This window comes from Thermacetogenium phaeum DSM 12270 (assembly GCF_000305935.1).
GTDB classification, from domain to species: Bacteria; Bacillota; DSM-12270; order Thermacetogeniales; family Thermacetogeniaceae; genus Thermacetogenium; species Thermacetogenium phaeum.
Window position 1 is genome coordinate 1,649,423 of the sequence record NC_018870.1, and the last position, 22,010, is coordinate 1,671,432.

Annotated in this window: 25 protein-coding genes; all 25 read right to left on the minus strand. The window is 54.8% G+C overall.

Features of this window, described 5'->3' with window-relative positions:
* Positions 1 to 18 precede the first annotated feature (18 nt).
* The 25 genes from TPH_RS08165 to TPH_RS08285 all read right to left on the minus strand — a co-directional run bounded on the left by TPH_RS08165 (position 19) and on the right by TPH_RS08285 (position 21,799).
* On the minus strand, positions 19 to 411 hold the full coding sequence (locus tag TPH_RS08165; RefSeq protein ID WP_015050721.1) for an Asp23/Gls24 family envelope stress response protein: 393 nt from the start codon (positions 409 to 411) through the stop codon (positions 19 to 21).
* Between the two features lie 95 nt (positions 412 to 506).
* A complete protein-coding gene (accC, locus tag TPH_RS08170) occupies positions 507 to 1,853 on the minus strand; it encodes an acetyl-CoA carboxylase biotin carboxylase subunit (protein ID WP_015050722.1) in 1,347 nt (448 codons plus the stop codon).
* Positions 1,854 to 1,955: 102 nt separating this feature from the next.
* Complete coding sequence (gene accB, locus TPH_RS08175; protein ID WP_015050723.1) at positions 1,956 to 3,881, minus strand: acetyl-CoA carboxylase biotin carboxyl carrier protein; 1,926 nt, start codon at positions 3,879 to 3,881, stop codon at positions 1,956 to 1,958.
* A gap of 333 nt (positions 3,882 to 4,214) precedes the next feature.
* Positions 4,215 to 4,742, minus strand: coding sequence for a SpoIIIAH-like family protein (locus TPH_RS08180; protein ID WP_015050724.1), 528 nt, complete (start codon positions 4,740 to 4,742; stop codon positions 4,215 to 4,217).
* Between the two features lie 6 nt (positions 4,743 to 4,748).
* A complete protein-coding gene (locus tag TPH_RS08185; RefSeq protein ID WP_148275883.1) occupies positions 4,749 to 5,378 on the minus strand; it encodes a hypothetical protein in 630 nt (209 codons plus the stop codon).
* A gap of 5 nt (positions 5,379 to 5,383) precedes the next feature.
* Entirely contained in the window at positions 5,384 to 6,016 is a 633-nt protein-coding gene (locus TPH_RS08190) for a stage III sporulation protein AF (RefSeq protein ID WP_015050726.1), read from the minus strand.
* An 18-nt stretch (positions 6,017 to 6,034) separates the two neighbouring features.
* On the minus strand, positions 6,035 to 7,249 hold the full coding sequence (spoIIIAE, locus tag TPH_RS08195) for a stage III sporulation protein AE (protein ID WP_015050727.1): 1,215 nt from the start codon (positions 7,247 to 7,249) through the stop codon (positions 6,035 to 6,037).
* 131 nt (positions 7,250 to 7,380) lie between these two features.
* Positions 7,381 to 7,767 (minus strand): stage III sporulation protein AD, encoded by a 387-nt coding sequence (gene spoIIIAD, locus TPH_RS08200; RefSeq protein WP_015050728.1) that lies wholly within the window; start codon positions 7,765 to 7,767, stop codon positions 7,381 to 7,383.
* A 14-nt stretch (positions 7,768 to 7,781) separates the two neighbouring features.
* Positions 7,782 to 7,979 (minus strand): stage III sporulation protein AC, encoded by a 198-nt coding sequence (gene spoIIIAC, locus TPH_RS08205; RefSeq protein ID WP_015050729.1) that lies wholly within the window; start codon positions 7,977 to 7,979, stop codon positions 7,782 to 7,784.
* Positions 7,980 to 7,998: 19 nt separating this feature from the next.
* Positions 7,999 to 8,571, minus strand: a complete 573-nt coding sequence (gene spoIIIAB / locus TPH_RS08210; RefSeq protein ID WP_015050730.1) for a stage III sporulation protein SpoIIIAB — start codon at positions 8,569 to 8,571, stop codon at positions 7,999 to 8,001.
* Positions 8,528 to 9,520: a stage III sporulation protein AA gene (gene spoIIIAA, locus TPH_RS08215; RefSeq protein WP_015050731.1), complete on the minus strand. Its 993-nt coding sequence runs from the start codon at positions 9,518 to 9,520 to the stop codon at positions 8,528 to 8,530. The genes spoIIIAB and spoIIIAA overlap by 44 nt, the downstream gene beginning before the upstream one ends.
* Before the next feature lie 127 nt (positions 9,521 to 9,647).
* A complete protein-coding gene (locus tag TPH_RS08220; protein WP_015050732.1) occupies positions 9,648 to 10,118 on the minus strand; it encodes a CD1247 N-terminal domain-containing protein in 471 nt (156 codons plus the stop codon).
* Positions 10,119 to 10,149: 31 nt separating this feature from the next.
* Entirely contained in the window at positions 10,150 to 10,707 is a 558-nt protein-coding gene (efp, locus tag TPH_RS08225) for an elongation factor P (protein WP_015050733.1), read from the minus strand.
* Between the two features lie 86 nt (positions 10,708 to 10,793).
* The gene (locus TPH_RS08230; RefSeq protein ID WP_015050734.1) at positions 10,794 to 11,867 is read right to left on the minus strand and encodes a M24 family metallopeptidase; all 1,074 of its coding nucleotides are present in this window, start codon (positions 11,865 to 11,867) and stop codon (positions 10,794 to 10,796) included.
* Positions 11,864 to 12,316: a type II 3-dehydroquinate dehydratase gene (gene aroQ, locus TPH_RS08235; RefSeq protein ID WP_015050735.1), complete on the minus strand. Its 453-nt coding sequence runs from the start codon at positions 12,314 to 12,316 to the stop codon at positions 11,864 to 11,866. Before aroQ ends, TPH_RS08230 begins: the two co-directional genes overlap by 4 nt.
* A 53-nt stretch (positions 12,317 to 12,369) precedes the next feature.
* Complete coding sequence (locus TPH_RS08240; RefSeq protein ID WP_015050736.1) at positions 12,370 to 13,725, minus strand: TldD/PmbA family protein; 1,356 nt, start codon at positions 13,723 to 13,725, stop codon at positions 12,370 to 12,372.
* Positions 13,722 to 15,122, minus strand: coding sequence for a TldD/PmbA family protein (locus TPH_RS08245; protein WP_015050737.1), 1,401 nt, complete (start codon positions 15,120 to 15,122; stop codon positions 13,722 to 13,724). The genes TPH_RS08240 and TPH_RS08245 overlap by 4 nt, the downstream gene beginning before the upstream one ends.
* Before the next feature lie 285 nt (positions 15,123 to 15,407).
* Positions 15,408 to 15,899, minus strand: a complete 492-nt coding sequence (locus tag TPH_RS08250; protein WP_015050738.1) for a GspH/FimT family pseudopilin — start codon at positions 15,897 to 15,899, stop codon at positions 15,408 to 15,410.
* Between the two features lie 7 nt (positions 15,900 to 15,906).
* Positions 15,907 to 16,662, minus strand: a complete 756-nt coding sequence (locus TPH_RS08255; protein ID WP_015050739.1) for a prepilin peptidase — start codon at positions 16,660 to 16,662, stop codon at positions 15,907 to 15,909.
* 32 nt (positions 16,663 to 16,694) lie between these two features.
* On the minus strand, positions 16,695 to 17,507 hold the full coding sequence (locus TPH_RS08260) for a type IV pilus inner membrane component PilO (protein WP_015050740.1): 813 nt from the start codon (positions 17,505 to 17,507) through the stop codon (positions 16,695 to 16,697).
* A 5-nt stretch (positions 17,508 to 17,512) separates the two neighbouring features.
* The gene (locus TPH_RS08265; protein ID WP_015050741.1) at positions 17,513 to 18,136 is read right to left on the minus strand and encodes a PilN domain-containing protein; all 624 of its coding nucleotides are present in this window, start codon (positions 18,134 to 18,136) and stop codon (positions 17,513 to 17,515) included.
* Positions 18,136 to 19,239, minus strand: coding sequence for a type IV pilus assembly protein PilM (gene pilM / locus TPH_RS08270; RefSeq protein WP_015050742.1), 1,104 nt, complete (start codon positions 19,237 to 19,239; stop codon positions 18,136 to 18,138). The genes TPH_RS08265 and pilM overlap by 1 nt, the downstream gene beginning before the upstream one ends.
* 136 nt (positions 19,240 to 19,375) lie before the next feature.
* The gene (locus TPH_RS08275; protein ID WP_028990946.1) at positions 19,376 to 20,707 is read right to left on the minus strand and encodes a pilus assembly PilX N-terminal domain-containing protein; all 1,332 of its coding nucleotides are present in this window, start codon (positions 20,705 to 20,707) and stop codon (positions 19,376 to 19,378) included.
* Between the two features lie 23 nt (positions 20,708 to 20,730).
* Positions 20,731 to 21,234, minus strand: coding sequence for a prepilin-type N-terminal cleavage/methylation domain-containing protein (locus TPH_RS08280; protein ID WP_015050744.1), 504 nt, complete (start codon positions 21,232 to 21,234; stop codon positions 20,731 to 20,733).
* A gap of 7 nt (positions 21,235 to 21,241) precedes the next feature.
* Complete coding sequence (locus TPH_RS08285; RefSeq protein WP_015050745.1) at positions 21,242 to 21,799, minus strand: prepilin-type N-terminal cleavage/methylation domain-containing protein; 558 nt, start codon at positions 21,797 to 21,799, stop codon at positions 21,242 to 21,244.
* Positions 21,800 to 22,010 lie beyond the last annotated feature (211 nt).

Sequence of the window (22,010 nt, forward strand, 5' to 3'; positions counted from 1 at the left end):
TAAGCCCCTTCCGTCGCCCTATTTAACCCGCTGCTCTTCCTGGGCTTCGGGAAAAGATACTCCCTGCACATGAACGTTGACTTCAATCACTTTTAGGCCGGTCATGCTTTCTATCGCCTGTTTTACGTTCTCCTGAACCCTCAGCGCAACCTCAGGGATCTGCACGCCGAATTCAACTATCACATAGAGGTCAACTGCGGCCTCCCGCTCACCAACTTCAACCTTGACGCCACGAGACAGGTTTTTCCTGCCGAGCATCTCGGCGATTCCGCCCGCAATCCCGCCGCTCATGCCCGCCAGGCCTTCAACCTCTGTGGCAGCAAGCCCGGCAATTACCGCCACCACTTCGTTGGCGATACGGATTGCCCCTAAAGAAGTGCGTTCCGCCTCCTCAAACCTGTCAGCTTCCATCCTGAACTCAACCCCTTTTCTCAAAGATTCTTGCTAATTATGCCCAATTCTAAATCCATTATACCAGCAGCAAAAGGAAATGGAAAGCAAACATCTCATTTCTCGCCCAAAAGCATCGGTACAAATAGCGTGTCCACTTCTCCGCGCCGGAAATTTTCGTTTTCCATGATGCGCCGCAAAAAGTCAATGGTCGTTTTCACCCCTGCGATCCGGAATTCTGAGAGAGAACGCTCCATCCTCCGGATCGCCTCCTGACGATTTCGCCCCCAGGTGATGAGCTTGGCGAGCAGAGAGTCATAATAGGGCGGTATCCGATAGCCGGGATAGATGCCGCTGTCGACGCGCACCCCCGGCCCCCCTGGAGGGAGATACTCGGTGATGGTGCCCGGGCAGGGGCGAAAATCTTTTTCCGGGTCTTCGGCATTGATGCGACACTCCAGGGCAGCCCCCCGGAATTCGACATCCTCCTGCTCGTAGCCCAGTTCCTCGCCTGCGGCCAGCCTGATGGTTTCCACAACCAGATCGATCCCGGTGACCCATTCGGTAACGGGATGTTCCACCTGGATGCGGGTATTCATCTCGATAAAATAGTAATTCCCATCCCTATCCAATAAAAACTCCACCGTTCCGGCACCGGTGTACTTGACAGCCCGGGCGGCGCGTACCGCCGCCTCCCCCATCTTCTCTCTCAGCTCCGGAGTGATGGCAGGACTCGGGGTTTCCTCTACGAGCTTCTGATTTCTCCTCTGGATAGAGCAGTCCCTCTCCCCGAGGTGAACCACATGGCCGTACTCGTCCGCCAGAATCTGGATCTCTATATGGCGCGGCCTCTCGATAAGCTTCTCCAAATAAAGGCTGCCGTCCCCGAAGGCCGCCTCCGCTTCCTGGCGGGCAGTAATTAAGGCCGTTTCCAGCTCCTCCTGGTTGCGGGCGATGCGCATCCCTCTCCCCCCACCTCCGGCGGAGGCCTTGATCATTACGGGGTAGCCGATCTCGGCGGCTACCGCCGAGATGTCGAGGTTCTCGTCGAGAAGGCCGGATGACCCCGGAACTACCGGAACTCCCGCCTCCACCATAAGCTGGCGGGCGCGCGCCTTGGCCCCCATCTCAGTAATGGCCGACGCAGGAGGGCCGATAAATTTGATCCCCCGCCCTTCGCAAACTTCGGCAAAATATGGATTTTCCGCCAGGAAACCGTAGCCGGGATGAATGGCATCCGCCCCGCGCCCCTCTGCAGCGCTGATGATGTTGGGTATGTTGAGATAGCTCTGGGCAGGCTGAGGGCCCCCAATGCAGACCGTTTCGTCGGCCAGACTGACATGCAGGGAATCCCGGTCGGCTTCGGAGTAGACGGCAACGGTTTTGATCCCCATCTCCCGGCAGGCCCTGATGATCCGGACGGCGATTTCACCCCGGTTGGCTACGAGTATTTTCTTAAACACGAGAATACCCCCTCAGGATAAAATGAAACCCGGCGCTACAGTTTTCAAGCGCCGGTTGTTTCCCGCACCAGCGGGTCTTTGCCTTGGGACAAGATGCACTTCTTATCCCTCGCTGGCGATGAGGAAGAGAACCTGACCGTACTCCACAGGTTGGGCGTTCTCAACCAAGATCTCCACAATCTCCCCGTCACACTCCGCCTCGATCTCATTCATCAGTTTCATAGCTTCGATGATACAGAGGGTATCTCCCTTCTTCACCTTGCTGCCCACATCCACGAAGGGGGGTGCACCGGGAGCCGGCGCCCTGTAGAAGGTACCCACCATAGGGGCTACCACCTCAACCAGATTATCGCGGCGCTCTTGGGTTGGGGCAGGCTCAGCCGCTTCGGGCGCATCTGCCCTGCCAGCTTCTTCGTAAATGGGGGCGCGACTCGAATTGCCGGTAGAGCTGCCGGTAATCCCCTTTCTGATATTCAACCTCATCCCCGGCGTCTCCACCTCGAGCTCGTTGATATCTGTTTCATTAATCAATTTAATAAAGTCTTTGATGTCTTCGATCATCATCTTTCCGTCCTCCCGCGGCGTTCGCGAAGCCTGCTGCTTGCCTCCAGCCGCCGTCTGTTTGACTGCAGGCTCGCCGGAAGCCGGCTTAACGGCAGGTTCGTCCACAGGTGCGGGCTGCACTTCACCCTTCCTGACCTTCTCCCGGTATTCGAAAAATTTCCTGGCAACGGCAGGGAACAGGGCGTAGGTGAGATAGTCCTCCTCGGATTTCGCCAGATCCTTGATTTCCTCTTTTAATTTATCGAAATTGCGCTCCAGCAGATCGGCGGGGCGGCAGGTGATGGGCTGTTCATCCCCGATGATCAGTCGCCGCACCTCTTCATCGATCTTCCCGGGCGGCTTTCCGTAAAAGCCCCGCACGTAATCCTTCACCTGCTGAGGCACCATCTTGTAGCGTTCACCGGTCAAAACATTGAACACAGCCTGGATACCGACGATCTGGCTGGTAGGCGTCACTAATGGAGGATAGCCCAGGTCAGCCCGCACCCTCGGTATCTCCTCCAACACCTCGCCGATGCGGTGCAGGGCCTTCTGCTCCTCCAGCTGGCTCACCAGATTGCTGATCATTCCACCAGGAACCTGATGGTCGAAAACCTTCATGTCGGAAATCCTGGTAACCCCACGCTCAAAGCCTCGCTTGCGCCGCAGCTCCTCCCAATAGTTCGAGATCTCAAAGAGCAGATGCAGGTCAAGGCCGGTATCCCAGGGAGTGCCCTGCAGCGCCCGAACCAGGGTCTCTACCGGAGGCTGCGAGGAACCAAAAGCCAAAGGCCCCGAACAGGCATCAAAAACATCTACTCCCGCTTCTACTGCCTTCAAGCAGGCTCCGATGGCCATTCCTCCGATATAATGGGTGTGCAGCTGAATGGGAACATCGAGCTTCTCCTTGAGCAAGGAAACCAGCTCATAGGCCACATAAGGGGCAATCATCCCGGCCATGTCCTTAATGCAGATGGAATCGGCTCCTAAGTCCTGCAGGCGGAGGGCCGTCTCCAGGTAGTGCTCGTTGGTGTGCACAGGGCTAAGGGTGTAAACGACACACGCCTGAAGGTGTTTACCTGTCTTTTTGACCGCCCGCATCGGCACCTCCAGGTTGCGCACGTCATTCAGGGCATCGAAGACGCGGAAGATGTCTATTCCCACTTCGGCAGCCTTATCAACGAAGGCCTCCACCACATCGTCGGGATAATTGGCATATCCGACCAGGTTCTGACCGCGCAGCAGCATCTGCAGAGGGGTTTTCTTGACGTGCTTTTTGATGATCCTGATCCTGTCCCAGGGGTCCTCATTGAGATAGCGGATGCAGACATCGAAAGTTGCCCCACCCCACATCTCCAAAGAAAAATAACCGACCTCATCGAGCTTTTCCAGAACCGGCACCATATCTTCGGTACGCATTCTGGTCGCCCAGAGGCTCTGGTGGGCATCTCTCAGCGTGGTGTCTGTGATTTTTGGTCCCTCCACCGCTCAACCTCCTCACCCTGAAAAATAAGCAGGCCGGCCGTCTCATACCAAACCATGAAAATAATATCTCCAGCAACAATTGCTTTCAAACCGTCGAAAACATCAAATTTTCGAAACAGCCGACAACCCCTTACCAGCTTTCAGCATCTCAGCGGCTTTGAACCGGCGTTGGGGTATTTCGACGCTTATATAAACAATGCCGAGTAAAAAAGAAATCGGTTGCAATAACCGGCTCTGGTGATTAGATCTGTTGCAATTCTATTCTAGATGATTATATCCTTGAGTCTCAGGATTTTCAAGCATTTCCGGGTAAGTATACAATATCCTCATCCTTCACAGCTTCGCCATCACCAGCACATTTCCAGGCTCAATAGAAACCACTCTGGCAACGATATCCCTGATCTTTTCCTTATCGGCACTCGTTAAGGAGCGCCCCTGGACGATCACCGTTGCCGATTTTTCCTGAATCATCACGACGGCATCCTTAAACCCCTCTGCCACCACCATCTGTTCCAGCTCTGTCTCCTTGACCGCCTGGTCCATAATACTCATCAATTCCTGCTGTGCCCTGCTGCGGTTCTCGCTGTCGGATGTGGGGTTGGCGGCAATCTCTTTTAGCACCTCGATTCGCTGGCTGCGGATACGGTCCCTGGCCAAACGGCAGTCCACAAAGAACTCCGCCTTTTCCAAATCGCCGCCGGAAGGTTTGGGAACATCCTTTTTAACGTGCAAATCCACCTCGACCGGCCTGTTCTTCTCCCGAAGAAAAAAGCCACCCCTGGTCAGCCACCAGCCGCCAATCAGAATGGCCAGCCCCAGACCCACAAGAACAACTGCTTTTTTATCCCAGATGAAGAACATCAGACATTACCTGCCTTCTTTAGGTAATACCGTTACCTTATGCGGAGGAATGGCCAACACCGTCTCCACCGCCCGGGACAATTCTTCACGCAGTGCGGGATTGTCGGCTCCTTCCGCCAGAACGAGCACCCCGGCAATTTCCGGGCGCGTCGTCCTGATCAAAACCGGCTCTTCCTTCCCTCCGGAAACCGACTGCACCAAAACCAGGTTCCCGTCCTCATTGACTTCAGTGGTAATGCGGTTGCCACCAGCCTGATCCCTTTCCTCGGTCGTTCTGTTTTGTTTGGACAAATTTTTTGCATAGATATGCTCAGGCCCCGCGGCCATAGTGACGGTTACCTGCACCGCACCTGATCCGGCAACAGAACTCAGTATTGCCTCCAGCCTGCGCTCCAAATCCCTTTCCGCAGCCGCCAGGCCGGCCGTCCCCTCCGGAGCGGCCACCTCCGTTTCCCCCCCTGCACCCTCTCCGGATACGGTTTCAGACGGGGAAACCAGGTTCCCGGCACAAACCAGAATGAATATGCCCCCGATCAGGACAATAAGAAGCCGCAGCATCTGCGGAGAACGCAGTAAATACCACTCCTTTCTGTTTTTGGCCGTATCCCACCAGGCTAACAGGTTTTTCTCAGACAATACCCTCACCTCTCATTCTCCCAGATGACAATCACCTGCTCCTTGCGCAGCCCGAAAAAAGAAGCAATCGTCTCTTGAACCCGAAGCCGCGCTTCCTCGCGCCCCTGCCGCCCTTCCGGATTCCTGTTTCCCGGGTCCGGTTCGTCGGCCTCCGAAGAAACGTACACTCTTTCCACGGGTGGAATCGACTGATTATCATCCTCTTCCGGCCTTAGGGTAATGAACACCCTTTCCACCCCTCCAACCGACTGCAGAGAGGGATCCCAAGCCTCCTGTTCCACTTTCACTACGGCCGCGCCGACGCCGGGCACCAAGCACGCCATCGTCCTGATCTGGTCTTCCAGGCGCTTTCCGTACACGGCACGCGCCTCAACTGCGGCGGCTCTCTGCAGTTCCTTCCCCCGGGAAAGAATCGCCTCCAGCTCTTCCGCTCCCACCTCCTGGTAGACCTCTTGAGTTAAGAAGCGCTTCTGATCGAAGAGGGCAACGACGGGGTTAAGAACGGCAACCACCACAAAGAGCCCAAAAATCACTTCGACGAACCGCCGCGTCTCTTTTAGCGGTAGAAGCATCTCTAGAAAGGCAGCCAGGAGCACCAGAAAAACGATATTTCTAACCAGCTGATAGATGGTTTCCAAGAACAACCCCCCAACGGCTCACCGCAGCATCACCACAAGATTGCCCAACCCCACGATAATGCCTAAGGCCATGAAAAACATGACCCCCACCGCAGCCACCACCGCGAAGACGAGAAACAGATGGTTCCCCAAAAGGTGCAGGCTGTCGGACAATTCCCTGGCCCCGATGGGCTGCAATATGGCCCCCGCCAGCCTGTACACCATTGCCGCAGCCAGAATTTTGACCACAGGAATGGTGCACAGGAAGAAAATAGCCAGCACCCCGAGGATACCGACGGCATTCTTGATAAACAGGGAACAGCCCACGACGGCCTCTACGGCATCCGAGAGAATACCCCCGACAACAGGAACAAAGGCTCCGGTCAGGTACTTGGCCGTGCGCAGTCCTACTCCGTCCGCAACAGCTCCGGCCACCCCCTGAACCGCCAGGATGCCGGTAAAAATCGTCAAAAAGAGCCCTAGCAAGAGGACGCTTCCATCCCTAAAAAGCCCCGCCAAACGGGACACCTGAAAGCGCTCTGAAAGCTGGCTCACAATTCCGAGGACGGCAGAGCAGAAAATCAGAGGAAAGACGATGTTCTGCGTCAACGTACCCAAGACGTTTAAGGAAAGAAAAATGACAGGGTGCATGAGGGCAACCGAAGTTAAATTGCCGACCGCTGCCAGAAGGGTCATGACAACAGGAATCAACGACTGCATAAAACCGACCATGCTGCCGATGGCCTCCCGCCCGGCTGAGAGGGCCAGGGTAAAAGAACTGAGGGCCACCGTAAAAAGGGACAGCAAACCGACGCTGTGTGCCAGCCTGGCCACCGTATTTTGCTCAAAGGCGCACTGCAGGTGCGCGAGGAGGGCAAGAACGGCCCCCAGGACAATCAGCTTGCCCAACAAAACGGCGTGGGTGAGGAATTCCCGGAAAAAGAATTTTATCAATTCCTTGAAGAGCCCCTTCAGGTCGAAGTCGATCTCCCCTTGACGGATTCCCTCCAGCATTTCGATCAGGCTGAAACCGGACAACTGCTCCTGGATGTCTCCATCAACCCTCTTTAAGAAAACCTCCAGATCGTCAAGGGGTAGCTTTTCCAACTGCTCGGAAAGATACTGTTGAGAAAGACCGGAACCGGCATCCTCTGCAGGGGCAGCGGCGGCTTCAGGGTACGGCCAGAGGAAAAACACGAGCAATATAAGGAATATAATGTCTGCTGAGAGAAACTGCAGGCGGCGCCTTTGCAACAGCTCTCCCCCCTTCAAAGCGGATGCGTTCGGCCGTCTTTAACCGGCCGTTTCAGCCGCTGGCAAACGGCCAATACGCACTATACAATGGCCGCCTACCGACACCCGTCAGGGAACGGTTAAGGAGCGTTCTATGGTAGCAGCCGGACGATCACTTCCATGATGGCAGCGAAGATCGGAAGCGCCAATACCAAGATCAAAATCTTGCCCACCATTTCGATTTTACTGGCGATGGTACCCTCCCCCGCATCGCGGCAGATCTGGGCACCGAATTCGGCAATATAAGCGATCCCCAAGATCTTCAACAGTGTGGTGAGGTAGAGTTCATCAACCCTGGCAAGGCGCGACAGATCCCGAAAGAGGCCGATAACCGCCCCCATTTTCCCCAGCACCAGGATAAAAATCAGGACGCCGAAGCCGAGGACCAGCAGCAGAGCCATTTCCGGGCGCTCCTCCCGCAGGAGCACCGCAAAAACGGCAACGACAAGGGCAAAGCCGACAACGTACAGGATCTCCATGCCGCAAACCTCTCCTAAAAGAGGTGAAATACCGAGCGAACCATGTTGAACAGGTCGTTGATCAGCTGGACTACCATAATCAGCACCACAACAACACCGGCAAGAGTCAGCATCTGGGCCTGCTCCTCCTTTTCCGCCTGCTTCAAAATGATGTTGAGCACAGAGATAAGGATCCCCAGCCCGGCTATCTTGAAAATCAGATCGACGTTCATGGCACCTTCCCTGTCCCCCTTACAACAGCAACAGCACAATGCTGATCCCCAGTAAAAACCCTCCGTAACGCCACAGGCGCTCGTTCTTTTCCCGTTCCCTTTGGGACTTTTCCTCCTCCCGGCGCAGGTGCAGCGAGGTCAGGGCGATATTCTTGTGCTGTTCCTCTCTGTCCGAAATCCCCAGCCTTTCCCCGAAAGCGGAGAGAATGGCTTGATCCTCTTTGCTTAGTGCCGTCAGCTGCCAGTTCTGCCGGAGAGCCCTCTCCCAGGCCTCGGCAGGTGTAATTCCCCGCTCCTGCACCAGCGCTTCTCCCGCAAAGGTGAAAATTCTCGCGATCACCCCTTCCCCTGTCCGTCCGATCTTGAGCAGGGCATCGGGAAGAGGTGTAGCTGCATACATGATCTCCGTATCCAGCATCTGCAGCACTTCCTGAAGAAGGCGCAGTTCTTGAGGGCGGCGAGAAAAGTAGGAGGCCCTTAACATCCCGGCCAACCCGGCCGAACCTATAATCATAACCGCACCGAGCAGACTCCAGAACACCTCCCGCTCACCTCTCCCGCTGCTCACCGAAAAGGCAGTTGCGTTGGGCATCCCAGACCCCTTCAACGGTGCCAGGCCCCTTCCTTCTGCTTAAAAAGACATAGCGCTGGAAAACCCTTTTATTCACCACGTCCTGGAGATAAGGTCGCCGCTCCAGTTCCTCCCAGGAACTGGCATGAACCGTCGCCAGAATGCTGACCCCGGTGTAAAGCATCTCCCAAATGGCATTGATGTCTTCACACCGGCCAATCTCATCGGTGGCAATCACCTGAGGTGCCATGGAGCGCAAAAGGATGATCATCCCGGCGGCCTTGGGGCAGCGGTCGAGGACATCCACGCGCGGTCCCAGATCGTGCTGCGGCACCCCCTGATAACAGGCGGCCAGCTCGCATCTCTCATCAACGACTCCTACCGACAGGGCCGGAAAATGCAGTTCCGGTATACCATAGCTCAAGGAACGGATGATATCCCGCAGGAGGGTGGTTTTTCCGGCGCAGGGTGGAGAGACCAACAGGGTGTGATATGGACGCTTGTTTCGGAAATCAAGGACGTAGGGTAGCAGCGGGCGGGCGCTGCCGGGTACGGCACGGGCGATCCGGAAATTCAGGCTGCCGATATCCCTGAGGGTCTTGATATCCCCCCTCTCCAGGACGGCCTTGCCCGCCAGGCCTACCCTGTGCCCGCCGGGTAGAGTTAGAAATCCCTGCCGGAACTCTTCCTCAAAGGCATATAAGGACCCCTGGCTGATCGACTGAACTGTTCTGGATATATCCTCTGCAGCAACATGATAGGCTGCAGAAGGCTCTCGCGTAATCCTCCCCTGCGCATCCAAAAAGTACTCCTGCTGGTTGTAGCGGATGGCGAGAGGCCGTTCCAGGCGCAGCCGGATCTCCTCAATCCCCTCGGCTACGGAAGGGGGCAGGCGTTCCAGGATCCCCCTGATCGACGGCGCCAGGTAAAGCAAAACTTCCCAGAGGCGGGCTGCAGCCAGTCTGGCCATCCTCCTCCCTCCTTGTCGCCGGTATATATTGCCGGTATATATTGATATATATTTTTCCGCTGCCATGATTATGAAATAAAAAAACACCGCCTTGTTCAGGCAGTGCTGTTAACCGTTAGCGGTAACCTTACAGATCTTCTTGTTCTCTGTCCTCCTCTTTTTTCTTCCATCCTTTCGGAAGAGGCATAGAACCGTCATTGACATAAACAACCTTATTGCAGTTCGGGCAGGTCACCTCAATAACATCCTCGTCATCCACGATATCGGACTCAAAGCAGATGATATCATGGCACTGCGGGCATTCTACCTCCACGTAATCGATGTCGTCGGCGTTATCATAAACGTCATCATCTTCATCCTCAAACTCGTCCCCTTCACACTCTTCCTCATCTTCCTCTTCTTCCACGAAAAGCTCTTCATCCAAATAATCCTCCAGATCCTCTACAGCGACCTGCAGTTCTTCCACTTCATCGGTTAAGTCGGCCAGTACGTCGATTATCTGTTTGATTATCTTCGCCTCATCGCTGCCTTCCTCCAGCTTCAGCCCCTCCGCCAGCCCCTGCAGGTAAGCTATCTTTTCCCGTAAATCGTCCACCATCTCAACCTCCTGTTAATTTTTCCTTTAAGATTTAGGCCCTCTCCAGGTATTCTCCTGTCCGCGTATCAACCCTCACCACATCCCCCTCTTCTACAAAAAGGGGTACCTGTATCACCAGACCTGTTTCCAGGGTCGCCGCCTTGGTGGCGCCTGTTGCAGTGTCACCGCGGACACCGGGCTCGGCGGAGACGACCTTTAGCTCAACGGAGTTAGGCAGTTCGATCCCTATCAAAGCGCCGTTATGGGTGAGCAGCCAGATGTTCATGTTCTCCTTCAGGTATTTGACGCTGTCCCCCATCTGTTCCACGGTGAGGCTGACCTGGTCGTAAGTTTCGTTGTCCATGAAGACGAAGGAATCCCCTTCCCGGTAAAGATACTGCATCTCCTTCCTTTCCAGGTGCGCCCGCGGGAGCTTCTCCCCTGCCCTGAAGGTGCGCTCGATAACCCCACCGGTACGGATATTCTTGAGCTTGGTGCGCACGAAGGCGGATCCCTTCCCCGGCTTGACGTGCTGGAAATCCACTACACTGTAAATTTCGCCGTCAACCTCTATTGTTAAGCCAGTTCGCAAATCGTTCGTTGAAACCATCTTCGTTAAACAAACCGGCCATTAACCACTTCGGCCGGAGCCTACTCCTTTCTATAAGTTTTTTTTCAGTATGTTACCCTCAAGAATCAAATGACGATCAGGTCCTTCGTAACTGGGGTGAGGATTTCGCAACCGTTTTGCTTTACGAGAACGGTATCCTCAATCCGCACACCCCCCCAGCCTGAAATGTAAATTCCAGGTTCCACGGTAACCACCATTCCCGGCTTCAGCTCCTGATCCTGCCCGGGAGCCAGGCGCGGCTCCTCGTGAACGGCTAGGCCCACCCCATGTCCCAGGGAATGGTTGAAATACCCTCCGTATCCCGCTTCTTCTAGAAAACTGCGGGCTGCGGCGTCGACCGCGGCCGCCGTTACTCCTGCCCGAATCACCTTCAGAGCCCGCTCCTGGGCCTCCCTGACAAGTTCATAGACCTCACGCTGCTTAGTGGACAAGCTCCTCATCGCGACCGTTCTGGTGAGATCGGCGGCATACCCCTGAAAGCGGGCGCCGAAATCGAGGGTAATGAATTCGCCACGCCTTACCTTCTTCCCCGATGCCGTTCCATGAGGTAGGGCACCCCTTTCTCCGGAGGCTACGATGATCTCAAAGGCAGGCGGTCCCCCTCCCTGCTGCCTCATATACAGCTCTAGAATACCGGCGATCTCCTGCTCCTCCTGCCCCTCGTACATCTCCCCCAGCACATAGCGGAAAGCAGCGGCGGTGATCATCCCGGCCTCTCGAATCAGGCCCACCTCGTAATCGTCTTTAATCAGGCGCAGCCCCTCGATGAGGCCGGCCACAGGGCGTAGCACCCCAGAAAAACCGTCCTTCAGCTGCTCCCACTGCTGATAGGTGAGGTAATCCTTCTCGAAACCCAGCTCCCGGAGCCCTAACTCCCGGCAGAGATCCCTGAGAACCTCGGTGAACGACCTCTTAAACCTGACGAACTCCCACCCGGGCGCCTCCAGTCTGGCCTGCTCTTCGTACCTCCCGTCGGAAAAAAGATAGCCCACTTCTCCGGTCACCAGCAGCAGCGCCTCACCGGTAAACCCGCTGAGATAGCGGGTGTTTTCCGGTTTGGCCACAAGCAGGGCCTCCAGCTCCTGCTCTTCCAGGAGGCTGCGCAGCCTCTTCAGGCGCCCGCCGTGGATATCCCTCATCTGTTTCCGCCTTCCTCACGAATAAGCTCACATGCCGCCTGCAGGGCAAGGGAGTAACTGAGTGGCCCAAACCCCGCTATCTGGCCGCGAGCGGCCGCTGCCACCACCGACCGGCGGCGCCAGCGCTCTCGGGCATAAATGTTGCTCAAATGCACCTCAATCACCGGAATGTCCACCGCCCTGACGGCGTCGTGTAAAGCATAACTGTAGTGGGTCAACGCCCCCGGGTTGATTATGATGGCGTCGAACCTCCCTCGAGCAGCGTGAATCTCATCGATGATCTCCCCCTCATGATTGGACTGCCGGGTGACCACCTCCACCCCAGCATCTTTTCCCTGCTCCACGAGCCGGCGGTCGATCTCTTCCAGGGTTGTTTTTCCGTAAATCCCCTCTTCCCTTTCCCCCAGCAAATTGAGGTTAGGTCCGTGCAGCACCAGAACACGCCCCACCAGCAGCTCACCCCATAGACCATTTTATCCCGCCGTGCGGCCTTTGTTTCCCCTTACTGGCCGCTGACGGTCAAACCGCCAACCCGAACGGTGGGAGCGCCCTTGCCCCCGAAGAAGCGGAGGTCACTGCCCACAGCATCAATCCTGGACAGCAGCTCCAGGATATTGCCAGCAATTACCATACCCCGTACCGGTGTAGTTAATTCGCCGTGCTCGATCCAAATTCCTGCCACACCTAGAGAAAAATCACCGGAAATGGGGTTGGCGGTGTGCATCCCCATCACCTCGGTGACGTATAAGCCCTCATCCATTTCCCTGATGATCTGCACCGGAGAGGGGTATCCCGGCTCCAGATAAAAGTTCGTGCTTCCGAGCTGCGGCGGGGACTGGAACGATCCGCGCACGGCATTCCCGGTAGAGGATACTCCCTCTTTGGCCGCCGTATAGGAGTTGTGCAGGAAGCTGCACAGCACCCCATCATCCAGGAGCAGCGTGCGCCGGGTGGGCACACCCTCCCCGTCACAGGGAGCGCTCAGGATCCCGTCCTGGAGGGCACCGTCGTCAATGACGGTGACTCCCTTTGCTGCCACCTGTTCGCCCATTTTACCTGCGAAAAGGGATCTCCCCCGCTGAACGGCTTCTGCCGTCAGGGCAGAGGAGAGCATTCCCAAGAAACTGGCGACAACAAAGGGATCCAGCACCACGGAGAGGCGCTTCGTGGGCTTTCGGCGCGCCCCGAGCATCCGCACAGCTTTGTCTGCAGCCTCCCGCCCCAGGGCAGCGGGATCCAGCTCTGCTATCCGGCGCTTGAAGCTCAGGGCAAATCCCGTCTGCTGGTCACCGCCTTCACCGGCCACAAAGGCGACATAACAGCCGCAGTAGGACCCGCCGGAAGAAACGAGGACTCCCTTTGAATTGGCGATGGCGGTCTGGTAGCGCACCTCCTCGTAGCTGGCCTGCTCGGTCAGCCGTACCCGGTGGTCAAAGGAGCGCCCGCTGTCCTCCATCTGGCGCACCATCTCGATCTTCTCTTCCAGAGTAACCTCCCGCAGGCGGGGGTCGTCCAGTTCCAGATCCGGGTAGGCCGCCGCCGGTTCAGGCAGGACATAACAGGGATCCTCGTCGGCTGCCCGGGCATTGGCCAGGGCGGCATCCAGGGCGTTTTGGACCGCCTCCCGGCTCAAGTCGGAGGTAAAGGCGAAGCCCTGGCGCTTCCGATGGATCACCCTGATGCCCAGGCCTTCATCCCGGGCAATCTTCAGGTTCTCCACCTCACCGTTTCTTACCTCAATACTCAGCTCCTCTTCACGGCTGAAGTAGGCCTCCGCCAGATCCACATGCCGGCACCCGGCATATTCCATAACAAAAGCGACCAGCTCGCGACCATCGAGGCTCTTGACGGCCGTCACCGGAGATCACCCTCTTCTTCCAGAATTCCCCCTACGACCAGCTCCGGAATCCGGATGGTGGGCTGGGCGTCGGAAACCGGCACCCCTTGTCCGTCTTTCCCGCAGGTGCCCAAAGAGAAGCCGAGGTCGTTCCCCACGCGGTCGATGATCCTCAGCACCTCCGGGCCGTTTCCCGTAAGGGTAGCCCCCCTGACGGGCACGGTCACCTTACCGTCTTCGATCAGGTAGCCTTCCAGCACTTCGAAGACGAAGTCACCGGTGGTGGTGTTGACCTGACCTCCCCCCATTTTGCGGACGAACAGGCCGTTTTTCGTATCCCTGATGATCTCCTCGGGACTGTCCTTCCCCGGGGCCAGGTAAGTCGTCGACATGCGCGGGATCGGGCGGTGCCGGAAGGACTCTCTTCTCCCGTTCCCGGTCGGCTCTGCCCCGTCTCTGGCGGCAGTCATCCGGTCGTACATGTAGCCGCGCAGGATTCCCTTCTCGATCAAGACGGTGCGCTGAGATGGGTTCCCCTCGTCATCAAAGCGGAACGCCCCGTACTTTCCGGGAAGGGTGCCGTCATCGATCACCGTTACCAGCTCCGAGGCCACCTGTTCCCCCTTCTTTCCGGCATAAACGGAAAGATTCTTCTGAACCAGATCGGCCTCCAGCCCGTGACCGCAGGCCTCGTGGATCATGGTTCCCCCTGCCTCTCCGGAAATCACCACCGGCATCCGCCCGGCAGGGGCACGGCGCGCCTTAAGCATCAACAGCGCCCTCTCCGCCGCCCTCCTTCCAAGGGCTGCAGGCTTCCCTTCCTCGAAGAGCTCCAGCCCCCTGGTGCCTCCGGCGGACTCATAGCCGGTCTGAATTACCTGCCCGTCGGAGGCCACCACATTCACCACCAGCCGGCAGCGCACCCGCTCATCCTCGACGAAAACCCCTTCGCTGTTGGCAATGGTCACCTGCTGAAGGACATCGGCATAACCCACGGTGACCTGGCGGACCAGCTTTTCGTCGACGGAGCGCGCCGCTTCCTCCGCCTCCCTGACCAGCGCTACCTTCCTCTCGATCCCTACCCGGTCGGGACGCTCCTTGATGGTTGAAGAGGTTGGAGCTTTTTCCTTGTCCGGCAACATAAGGGCGGGAGTACTGCTCCTCCTCCCCCTGGCCACCAGCTCCGCCAGCTTCAGCAATCCCTCTTTGCTGAGATCGGTCGTGTAGCCGTAGGCCGTGCTGTCACCCTTCACGATCCTGATACCGGCCCCCTCTTCACGCCCTGAGATCACCCGCTCGATCTTCCTGTCCTCACAACTCACTCTGGTCTGAGTTCTTCTCTCCAGGAAAATCTCGGCGAAATCCCCGCCCCCGAGGGCGGCCTGCAAAACCTCTTCCAGATCCTTTTTCGCTATCATCCCTGCTCCCCCATCATTGGGATATATTTCTGAAGTATATTTCTGAAGTCCCTTCCATGATACTCCTGTTGTTTCCTATTGTCTACTTTTTTCAAGGCGCCTATACAGTGATTGCCCCTGCTGTCACAGCAGTAGCCAGTAGCTTAGCATAAGCTGCCGGGCACCCGCTCATGGTACGGATGCTCCATTTCTGCCCCCTTCTTCTGCCCGGCCGCCGTTATCATAATTCTGGAGCCCTCAAGCAAATAAGAAGGGATGAACCAACAGCTAACGCATGCTCTGCCCTCATGATTCCTCCCAACTCTCAGGGGGGCGATCGCTGACCCGCACCCTCCCGGTGATGGAGGCCACTATCACGTATTTCAACCTTCCCGTCTCCCTGCTTTTCAAGGTGATGGTGCCGCCGCGAGGAGGGAGGCCTTTAGCGTTGATCACCAACCTGTTGTCCTGGAAATTGGTGCTGTAGAGGTCCACTCCCTGCGGCAGCCTCACCTCGGTGATTACCCGGGAAAAGGGCGTATCCCACTTCTTTACCCTGTAGGTATCGATGTGGGTGTAAAAATCGATATAGTAATCGGGGGTTTTTTCGCCTAAAGCGCGCTGCTGAACGCTGCGTATATCCGCGGCCAGGCGGTCGGCCGCAAACTGCAGATTAAAATCGGTGCGAAGCATCCGCAATTCCACAGCCCCACAAGCAAACAGCACGCCTGCGATAACCAAGGTAACAGCTACTTCCAAAAGGGTAAATCCGTTCCCGTTAGGATGCTGACCCCGCATAGACTTCTCACCAGTTAAGATGGCGGAAATACCAGGCCAGCAGTTCGTCCCCCCACAACAAAGAGAGAAGGGAGCCCATGGCAATAAACGGCCCAAAGGGAATGGGGTCCTTCCTGCCTTTCAGGCGCAGAGCCAAAAGGAATACGCCGGTGATGCCCGCCAGGCAGGAACCGAGAAAAATGCCTAATGGGCCTAACGGCCACCCCAGAAACAGCCCCGTAACGAAGGCCAGCTTGATATCTCCTCCCCCCATGCCCCCTTTGCTGAGCAAGGCAACCAGCAAGAGAAAGCCTGCGGCTACGCCGGCGCCGAGAAGAGCGGAAAAAAGCCCTCTATCCCTGCTTAAAACACCCAGCAGAATCCCACCGGCAAGACCGGCCGTCACAAGGCGGTCCGGGACGATATAGTGTTCGAGGTCGATCATGCTGACGACTATCAGGAAGGCAGCAAAAAATGCATATTTCACAAAGGCAGCCGTCAGGCCGAAACTGAGGTAAAGCAGGGCGAATAACGCACCGGTGAGCAGTTCAATAAGAGGGTAGCGCGGAGAAATAACCGCCCGGCAGTAGCGGCATCTTCCCAGCAGGATCAAAAAGCTGAGCAGGGGCAGCAGATCGTACCAGGCCAGAGTATGGCCGCAGAGAGGGCAGCGGGAGCGGCCTGTGATAAAAGACTCCCGGCGCGGCAGGCGATAGATAACCGCATTGAGAAAGCTCCCGACACAAAGGCCGATTAAAAACACGACCGCCAGAGGAAAAGACAATTCAATCACTCCGTCTGTTGCTTTTTCTTCCGTTACTTCTTGAAGAAGTCCCCTGCTTCGGGCAATCCCCCGGGATTCCGATCGGCGGCACCGGACCCAGAGATGCTCTCTCCGGTATCACCATTCTGGCCGGGCTCCGGCGGTGGCGAAGGATTGGAAGAGGGGTTGGAAGAGGCTACCGGCTTCGGCAACCTCAGGTGCCCGGACAGCTCAGGTGTGGGAGCAACTGCTCCTGCAGGCGCAAAGAGGTTATACCGGCCCAGCGACCACCGCCTGATCTCTTCCAGATACGCCTGTCCCTCAGGGTCTTTGGCAGAAAAGATCAGCAGGGCAACAGCGGCCTCTACGGCCCCCGGTTGATTATCAAGCGCCGTTAGCTTCAAGCTTCTGACTTCACTCAGATTAGGTAAATTCCCGAGGGCGCTGAAAAAGGCAAGAACATTCTGATAGTCCCCCCTGGCCGTTATCTTCAAAGGAATCTCCAGAGTGTGCTTTTTAGCGACGATCTCCCCCGGCTCAATTCCCGTTATCTCCACATTATCGGCTGCTGATTGCAACCCGAGAACGACGATATTGGTGCCGTCCCTCATCTCTTGCCGGAAATATGGTTCTACTTGCCGCAGCTTCTCCGAGGCGCGCTCATACCTGACAATCTCGTCCTTGTAAGACGCCACATCACTTCGCGCCTTCTCCAGTTTTGCGCGCTCTTCGGCCAGCTCCTTTCTTACCTCGGCGTACGCCTTGATCTGGGGGCTGATCAAGAAATAAAACAGGCAAAACACCCCCACTGCTGCCAGCATTGCCAGGAGAATCCTCTGATCCTTCCGGTTGAACCCCATCTCCATATAACTCACCGCTCCTTGAGACCGGCGGTAATCTCAAAATTAAAAGCATCATCCAGCGCCGCGATCTTCTTCAGTGCAACATTCTGGAGGTAAGGAAGCCGGTTGAGGTTCTTTATGAAAACCCCCACAGAAGAAACCGTTCGGGAGGAGCCTTTTATACTGATGCTGTTCGCCCGGGCGAACTGATCGGGTTTTCCCCGGCCTTCCTTTTTCTCCGACTCCTCGCCTGAAGCTTCAGGGTCCGGGTATATTTCCAGCTCCAGCAGCCAGAGATCCACCGGCGCGATATTGTTGAGATCGTGGAATAAATCCGATAGAAGGCCCGCCCAGTTTTGATGTCTATCCAGGAGAGTACTGTACTCCTGATAAGCCGCCTCGGCGGCTATTCTTTTCTCCCGAACGTCTTCAACCCGGGAGAGCACCGGTCGCAGGGCGGTCAACTCCTGCCTGACGGCCGCAAGCTCGTTCTTGGCGCCCCAAAAGCTGAACAAAAAGTACCCGTACCCCCCCAACAGAAAGGCGAGCGAAAGAGTTAAGGCAATCAGCCTGACCAGACGGTGGACATCGACGATCCCTTCCCGCTGGAGGCCGGGGGGAAGGAGATTCACCTTATAAGAATCCTGCGGCATCAAGCATAGACCTCCCTCAGAGCAAGACCGATGGCCACGGAAAAGGACGGATCGAAGGCGACCCCCTCCGCCATCTCGATGTCCGGGATGCCCAGCTCTACTGGGATCTGCAGGGCACCGGACAAGTAATCCGTCACTCCCCGGAGCTTACCGGTGCCCCCGCTCAACAAAAGCCTCTCCACCCCCACCCTTTCTTGAGCAACATAAAACTCCAGGGACCTCTGCAGCTCCCTGGTGATTTCGGCCAGGCCGTCCCTCAAAACATAATCGAGCCGCATCCCCTCCGGAAAGCGGTCATTCGTCACGGCTACTGCTGTTTCCAGGTCGGCAAACTGCTCCCATCCCTCAGACGGTGTACCGCCGCTATTGACAGGCATCACCCCGGCCTCTTCCTTCATCCGTTCGGCTTCGGCAAACTCCACCCCGAAAGCAACCATGACGGACTTGGTCAGGATATTCCCCCCGACAGGCAAAAGGCGGGCAAAACGGATCTCCCCGTCCCGGACGATAACCAGATATGACGTGCTCATCCCGATATCGGCGATGGCGACGGTGCCCTCAACTTCCCTCCCGAAAAGGCGCCAGAGAGCAAAAACCTGCGCATCAACGGCGGTCACCGTCAAGCCGGCACGGGAAAAGATGCCGTAGTACTGGTAAACGGTAGCCGCCGGCACGACAAACAGCAGCACATTCACGATCGGCTCCTGCCCCTCTGCAGCCTCTCCCAATCGCACATAGCGGATAATCAATTGTTCGAGAGGAGTAGGAACAAACTTTTCCACCTCGAATCTAATGGCCGCCTCCAGTTCTTTATCGCTCATTCGAGGGAAACGCAAAATGCGGCTGATCACTTTTTCCCCACCGATGCAGGTTATCACCTCATTCAGACTGAGATTTCTCAGCTCCCGCAGAGACTCAACAAGCTTCTCCTCATCTACCTCGTCCGACCAAACCCCTTTCGGGGAAGGGATGAACATTAGAGAGGTCACTAGGGGAACCCCGTCATATATTTGCACCTCGGCAGCCTTAATGCTATTGGTGCCCACATCGATCCCGATAAAGTTCGTCTTTTTGGGCAAATACTTTTGAAAGTAATCTTTCATATATAAATACCGCCTTTTAGCACCCTCACTTTTAAAATTACCATCCTGTCGGTGCGAACTCGATCGCTCGAATTTAGAACACCCCTCAGCCACAATAAACTAAGGTCCGGCCTCTAACCTCTACCGAAAACCACAATCAACTTATCCACCTAGTAATTTTCAAAAAACTCGTAGCCTCGTTCGAATAATAATAATCAATGGCAATTTCATCATACTCGATTTCTATTGTACAGCCTGAGGAATCGATAAAAGGAGCAGTAATTGCACCGATCAACTTAGTTTTGTTTTTTATCGTAGCCTTTTCCTTTGAATAGAGAAAGGCCTGGATATAAGCCTCTTTATTGGGGTTTGGATGAGACTTAATTTCGATTTCATTGATCGCCAAAATTGTTAAGCAATCATCATCTTGACTTTTTTCCAAATATTTATTCTTATCTTGTTTTCCGATGGTCACCTTTCCATTCACTACGATGGTTGCTCTTCCTGAATAAATACCCGCTAGCGACAAATCACCATCAATAAAATAAATCCCCTCTTCAAAGTTCAAATCATCAGGTATTTCATAAAAATCGGCATTCTTCCTGTACCACTCTAAATTCTCATCGCTGAGAAGGTCGGGAAAAACAGAATCATCGGGTATCAACGCAGCCAAATCATCCGGATTCATTTTGATAACATCCCCAGAGAATTCTACATCCTTCCCCCAGGTTACATTTTTATCGTTAGCAATATAGATGTTACCAGTCAACTGGGAAAAGTCACCAATATAGACATCCTCCAATGCATAAATATTACCTATAACACTGGTAAATTTACTGTTTCCTTTCTCATCTTTTTTGTCCTGACTCTTGTTCCCATTTTCGAGATTAACTTTACCTCTGCAAAAAATATCTCCAATCAGTGTTGATCCTGCCGGAATATCTAGGTCATAATCACTTGTATAAATATCAACATCAAAATCAACTCCATGACCTTGAGGTAATCCTGAAATCTCTTCAGCCCATACACCTCTAAACAACTTCTCCGGGTATGCATATTTGATCAGAGCATCTACAATCAACGAAGACCTGCTTTGTTGATATCTCCCGATGGACCGAACCCTGACTGTAACTTCATTCGATAAAAAGTTTTCACTTGTCTTAATAACCCTTACTTCTTCAATGCGCCCTTCATTTGTGCTGCCAACAGGATAACTGACGTTGCTGAACAATACTTCCTTTGAATCATCTTCATCAAAATCATCTTTAATCGAAAGTCCTCTTACCCAGGCAGGATCACTCTTGACTTTCGCCAGAGCCCTTTCTACGCCAGCTTCGGCAATGTAATAAGCCTTTTTCTGATGAACCTCCTGCACGGCGTTTTTCCGTGCGGTAGAACTTAGCGCAAGGCCCGCCCCGCCGATGATGAAAACAGCCGTCGTCAGAAGCAAAACTATTACTAACGCCTGGCCTCGCTGTCCGGAAATCACCCCGAGATTTCCCCCTATCGAGATCATTGATAAGCCCTCAAATACAATCTTGTGGTCATCTCAACAGTGCCGCTTATCCCTTTTTCTCCCTGAATTTTTATCGTGACAATACGCTCTTCCTCATCAAAACTGAATTCCAGGTTCTTTATCTGGCTTGCTATGGGATGAAATGTATCATTCTGTCCTCTTTTGACTTCCACCTCATTATCCTTCTCATCGAATCTGTACGCGACAAGATTATCCTCGGAATCCTTGTAGCTAATTTGGGTCCCTTCTTCACCTTCCTCGACAACTTTCCAAGCCCCGTCAACTTTTCTAGATACATTCAGCTCTCCAGTAGCTTCTCGCAGGTCACGGGCTATTTTATTGAGGCTAATCCGGAGGTTTTCCTGCACATCCACCAGCTGGCTGTTTCGAGCGTAAGATCTGTTCGCGTTGGCGTAAAGCAAAGCAACGGTAAAAACTATAAATGAAAAAACAGTAAGAGCAATGATGGCCTCCACAAGGGTGAATCCCTTCTCTTCCATCACGCTCTCACCTCTTAAATTTATCCGTGGTCAGGGATACTTCCCGCCGGTTTTCCCCGTCCTGGTAAGACACAGTTACAGTTATTTTTTTCAGGTCTTCAAATTCCGTGTCCTCGACGGCAATTTCAAAGGGAAATTTGCTGTCGATTTTCCTCAGTATCAGGTATGTAGTCTGGTTTTCGATAGGAGTTTGATCCCATGCAGGCGATACAGTAGCTTGACGGTTAGAAGTGTCATAATGAGTAATCTCCCGTACCTGGCCAGCGCCGGACCCCCCGGTCAAAGCCACCAAAAACCCCTCAAGATCATCCGTTATCTTCGGTTCTAGAACGATTGTATCGTCAGAGCCCCCTTGCGCTGTGCCCAGATAACTGGCAGGAAGACTTTTTATTTCCTCCATGATCTCCTGCGCGCTGTTGACAGCAGCAACATCATTGCGGGCTAGTGAGGTTAAGGCGCTCCCCGTAAGGAAAAAGTTCAAGAATGGCACAATTATAATGCCCAAGAGAGAAACGGCTATAACGACTTCGATTAAGGTAATACCGTTCCTGTTATCTAAGTACATTATCGGACACCGCCACTCAAAAAGCACTGACAAAATCTCGATCCTTACGGTCAACTCATTCCGCTCTGACCGCTTTTCTGAAAGAAAATCAAACCGGGATCACTCCTGATCCGACAGCGCAGTTCAGCATAATACCGATCAATGTTGGAAATATTTCAACAAAATACAGCAATTTTCCTGCCAGGGATGACAAAGTAATAGTATTTTTCCC

Bases quoted from the DNA above. Each gene is read 5' to 3' on its own strand.
- TPH_RS08265 (WP_015050741.1), bottom strand. From the start codon at position 18,136: ATGCCGCAGGATTCTTATAAGGTGAATCTCCTTCCCCCCGGCCTCCAG.
- spoIIIAA (WP_015050731.1), bottom strand. From the start codon at position 9,520: ATGGCCAGACTGGCTGCAGCCCGCCTCTGGGAAGTTTTGCTTTACCTG.
- TPH_RS08165 (WP_015050721.1), bottom strand. From the start codon at position 411: ATGGAAGCTGACAGGTTTGAGGAGGCGGAACGCACTTCTTTAGGGGCA.
- TPH_RS08280 (WP_015050744.1), bottom strand. From the start codon at position 21,234: ATGGAAGAGAAGGGATTCACCCTTGTGGAGGCCATCATTGCTCTTACT.
- spoIIIAC (WP_015050729.1), bottom strand. From the start codon at position 7,979: ATGAACGTCGATCTGATTTTCAAGATAGCCGGGCTGGGGATCCTTATC.
- TPH_RS08250 (WP_015050738.1), bottom strand. From the start codon at position 15,899: ATGCGGGGTCAGCATCCTAACGGGAACGGATTTACCCTTTTGGAAGTA.
- TPH_RS08260 (WP_015050740.1), bottom strand. From the start codon at position 17,507: ATGGAGATGGGGTTCAACCGGAAGGATCAGAGGATTCTCCTGGCAATG.
- pilM (WP_015050742.1), bottom strand. From the start codon at position 19,239: ATGAAAGATTACTTTCAAAAGTATTTGCCCAAAAAGACGAACTTTATC.
- spoIIIAD (WP_015050728.1), bottom strand. From the start codon at position 7,767: ATGGAGATCCTGTACGTTGTCGGCTTTGCCCTTGTCGTTGCCGTTTTT.
- TPH_RS08220 (WP_015050732.1), bottom strand. From the start codon at position 10,118: ATGGTGGACGATTTACGGGAAAAGATAGCTTACCTGCAGGGGCTGGCG.
- efp (WP_015050733.1), bottom strand. From the start codon at position 10,707: ATGGTTTCAACGAACGATTTGCGAACTGGCTTAACAATAGAGGTTGAC.
- TPH_RS08285 (WP_015050745.1), bottom strand. From the start codon at position 21,799: ATGTACTTAGATAACAGGAACGGTATTACCTTAATCGAAGTCGTTATA.
- spoIIIAB (WP_015050730.1), bottom strand. From the start codon at position 8,571: ATGCCCAACGCAACTGCCTTTTCGGTGAGCAGCGGGAGAGGTGAGCGG.
- TPH_RS08245 (WP_015050737.1), bottom strand. From the start codon at position 15,122: ATGATAGCGAAAAAGGATCTGGAAGAGGTTTTGCAGGCCGCCCTCGGG.
- TPH_RS08230 (WP_015050734.1), bottom strand. From the start codon at position 11,867: ATGAGGGATATCCACGGCGGGCGCCTGAAGAGGCTGCGCAGCCTCCTG.
- TPH_RS08180 (WP_015050724.1), bottom strand. From the start codon at position 4,742: ATGTTCTTCATCTGGGATAAAAAAGCAGTTGTTCTTGTGGGTCTGGGG.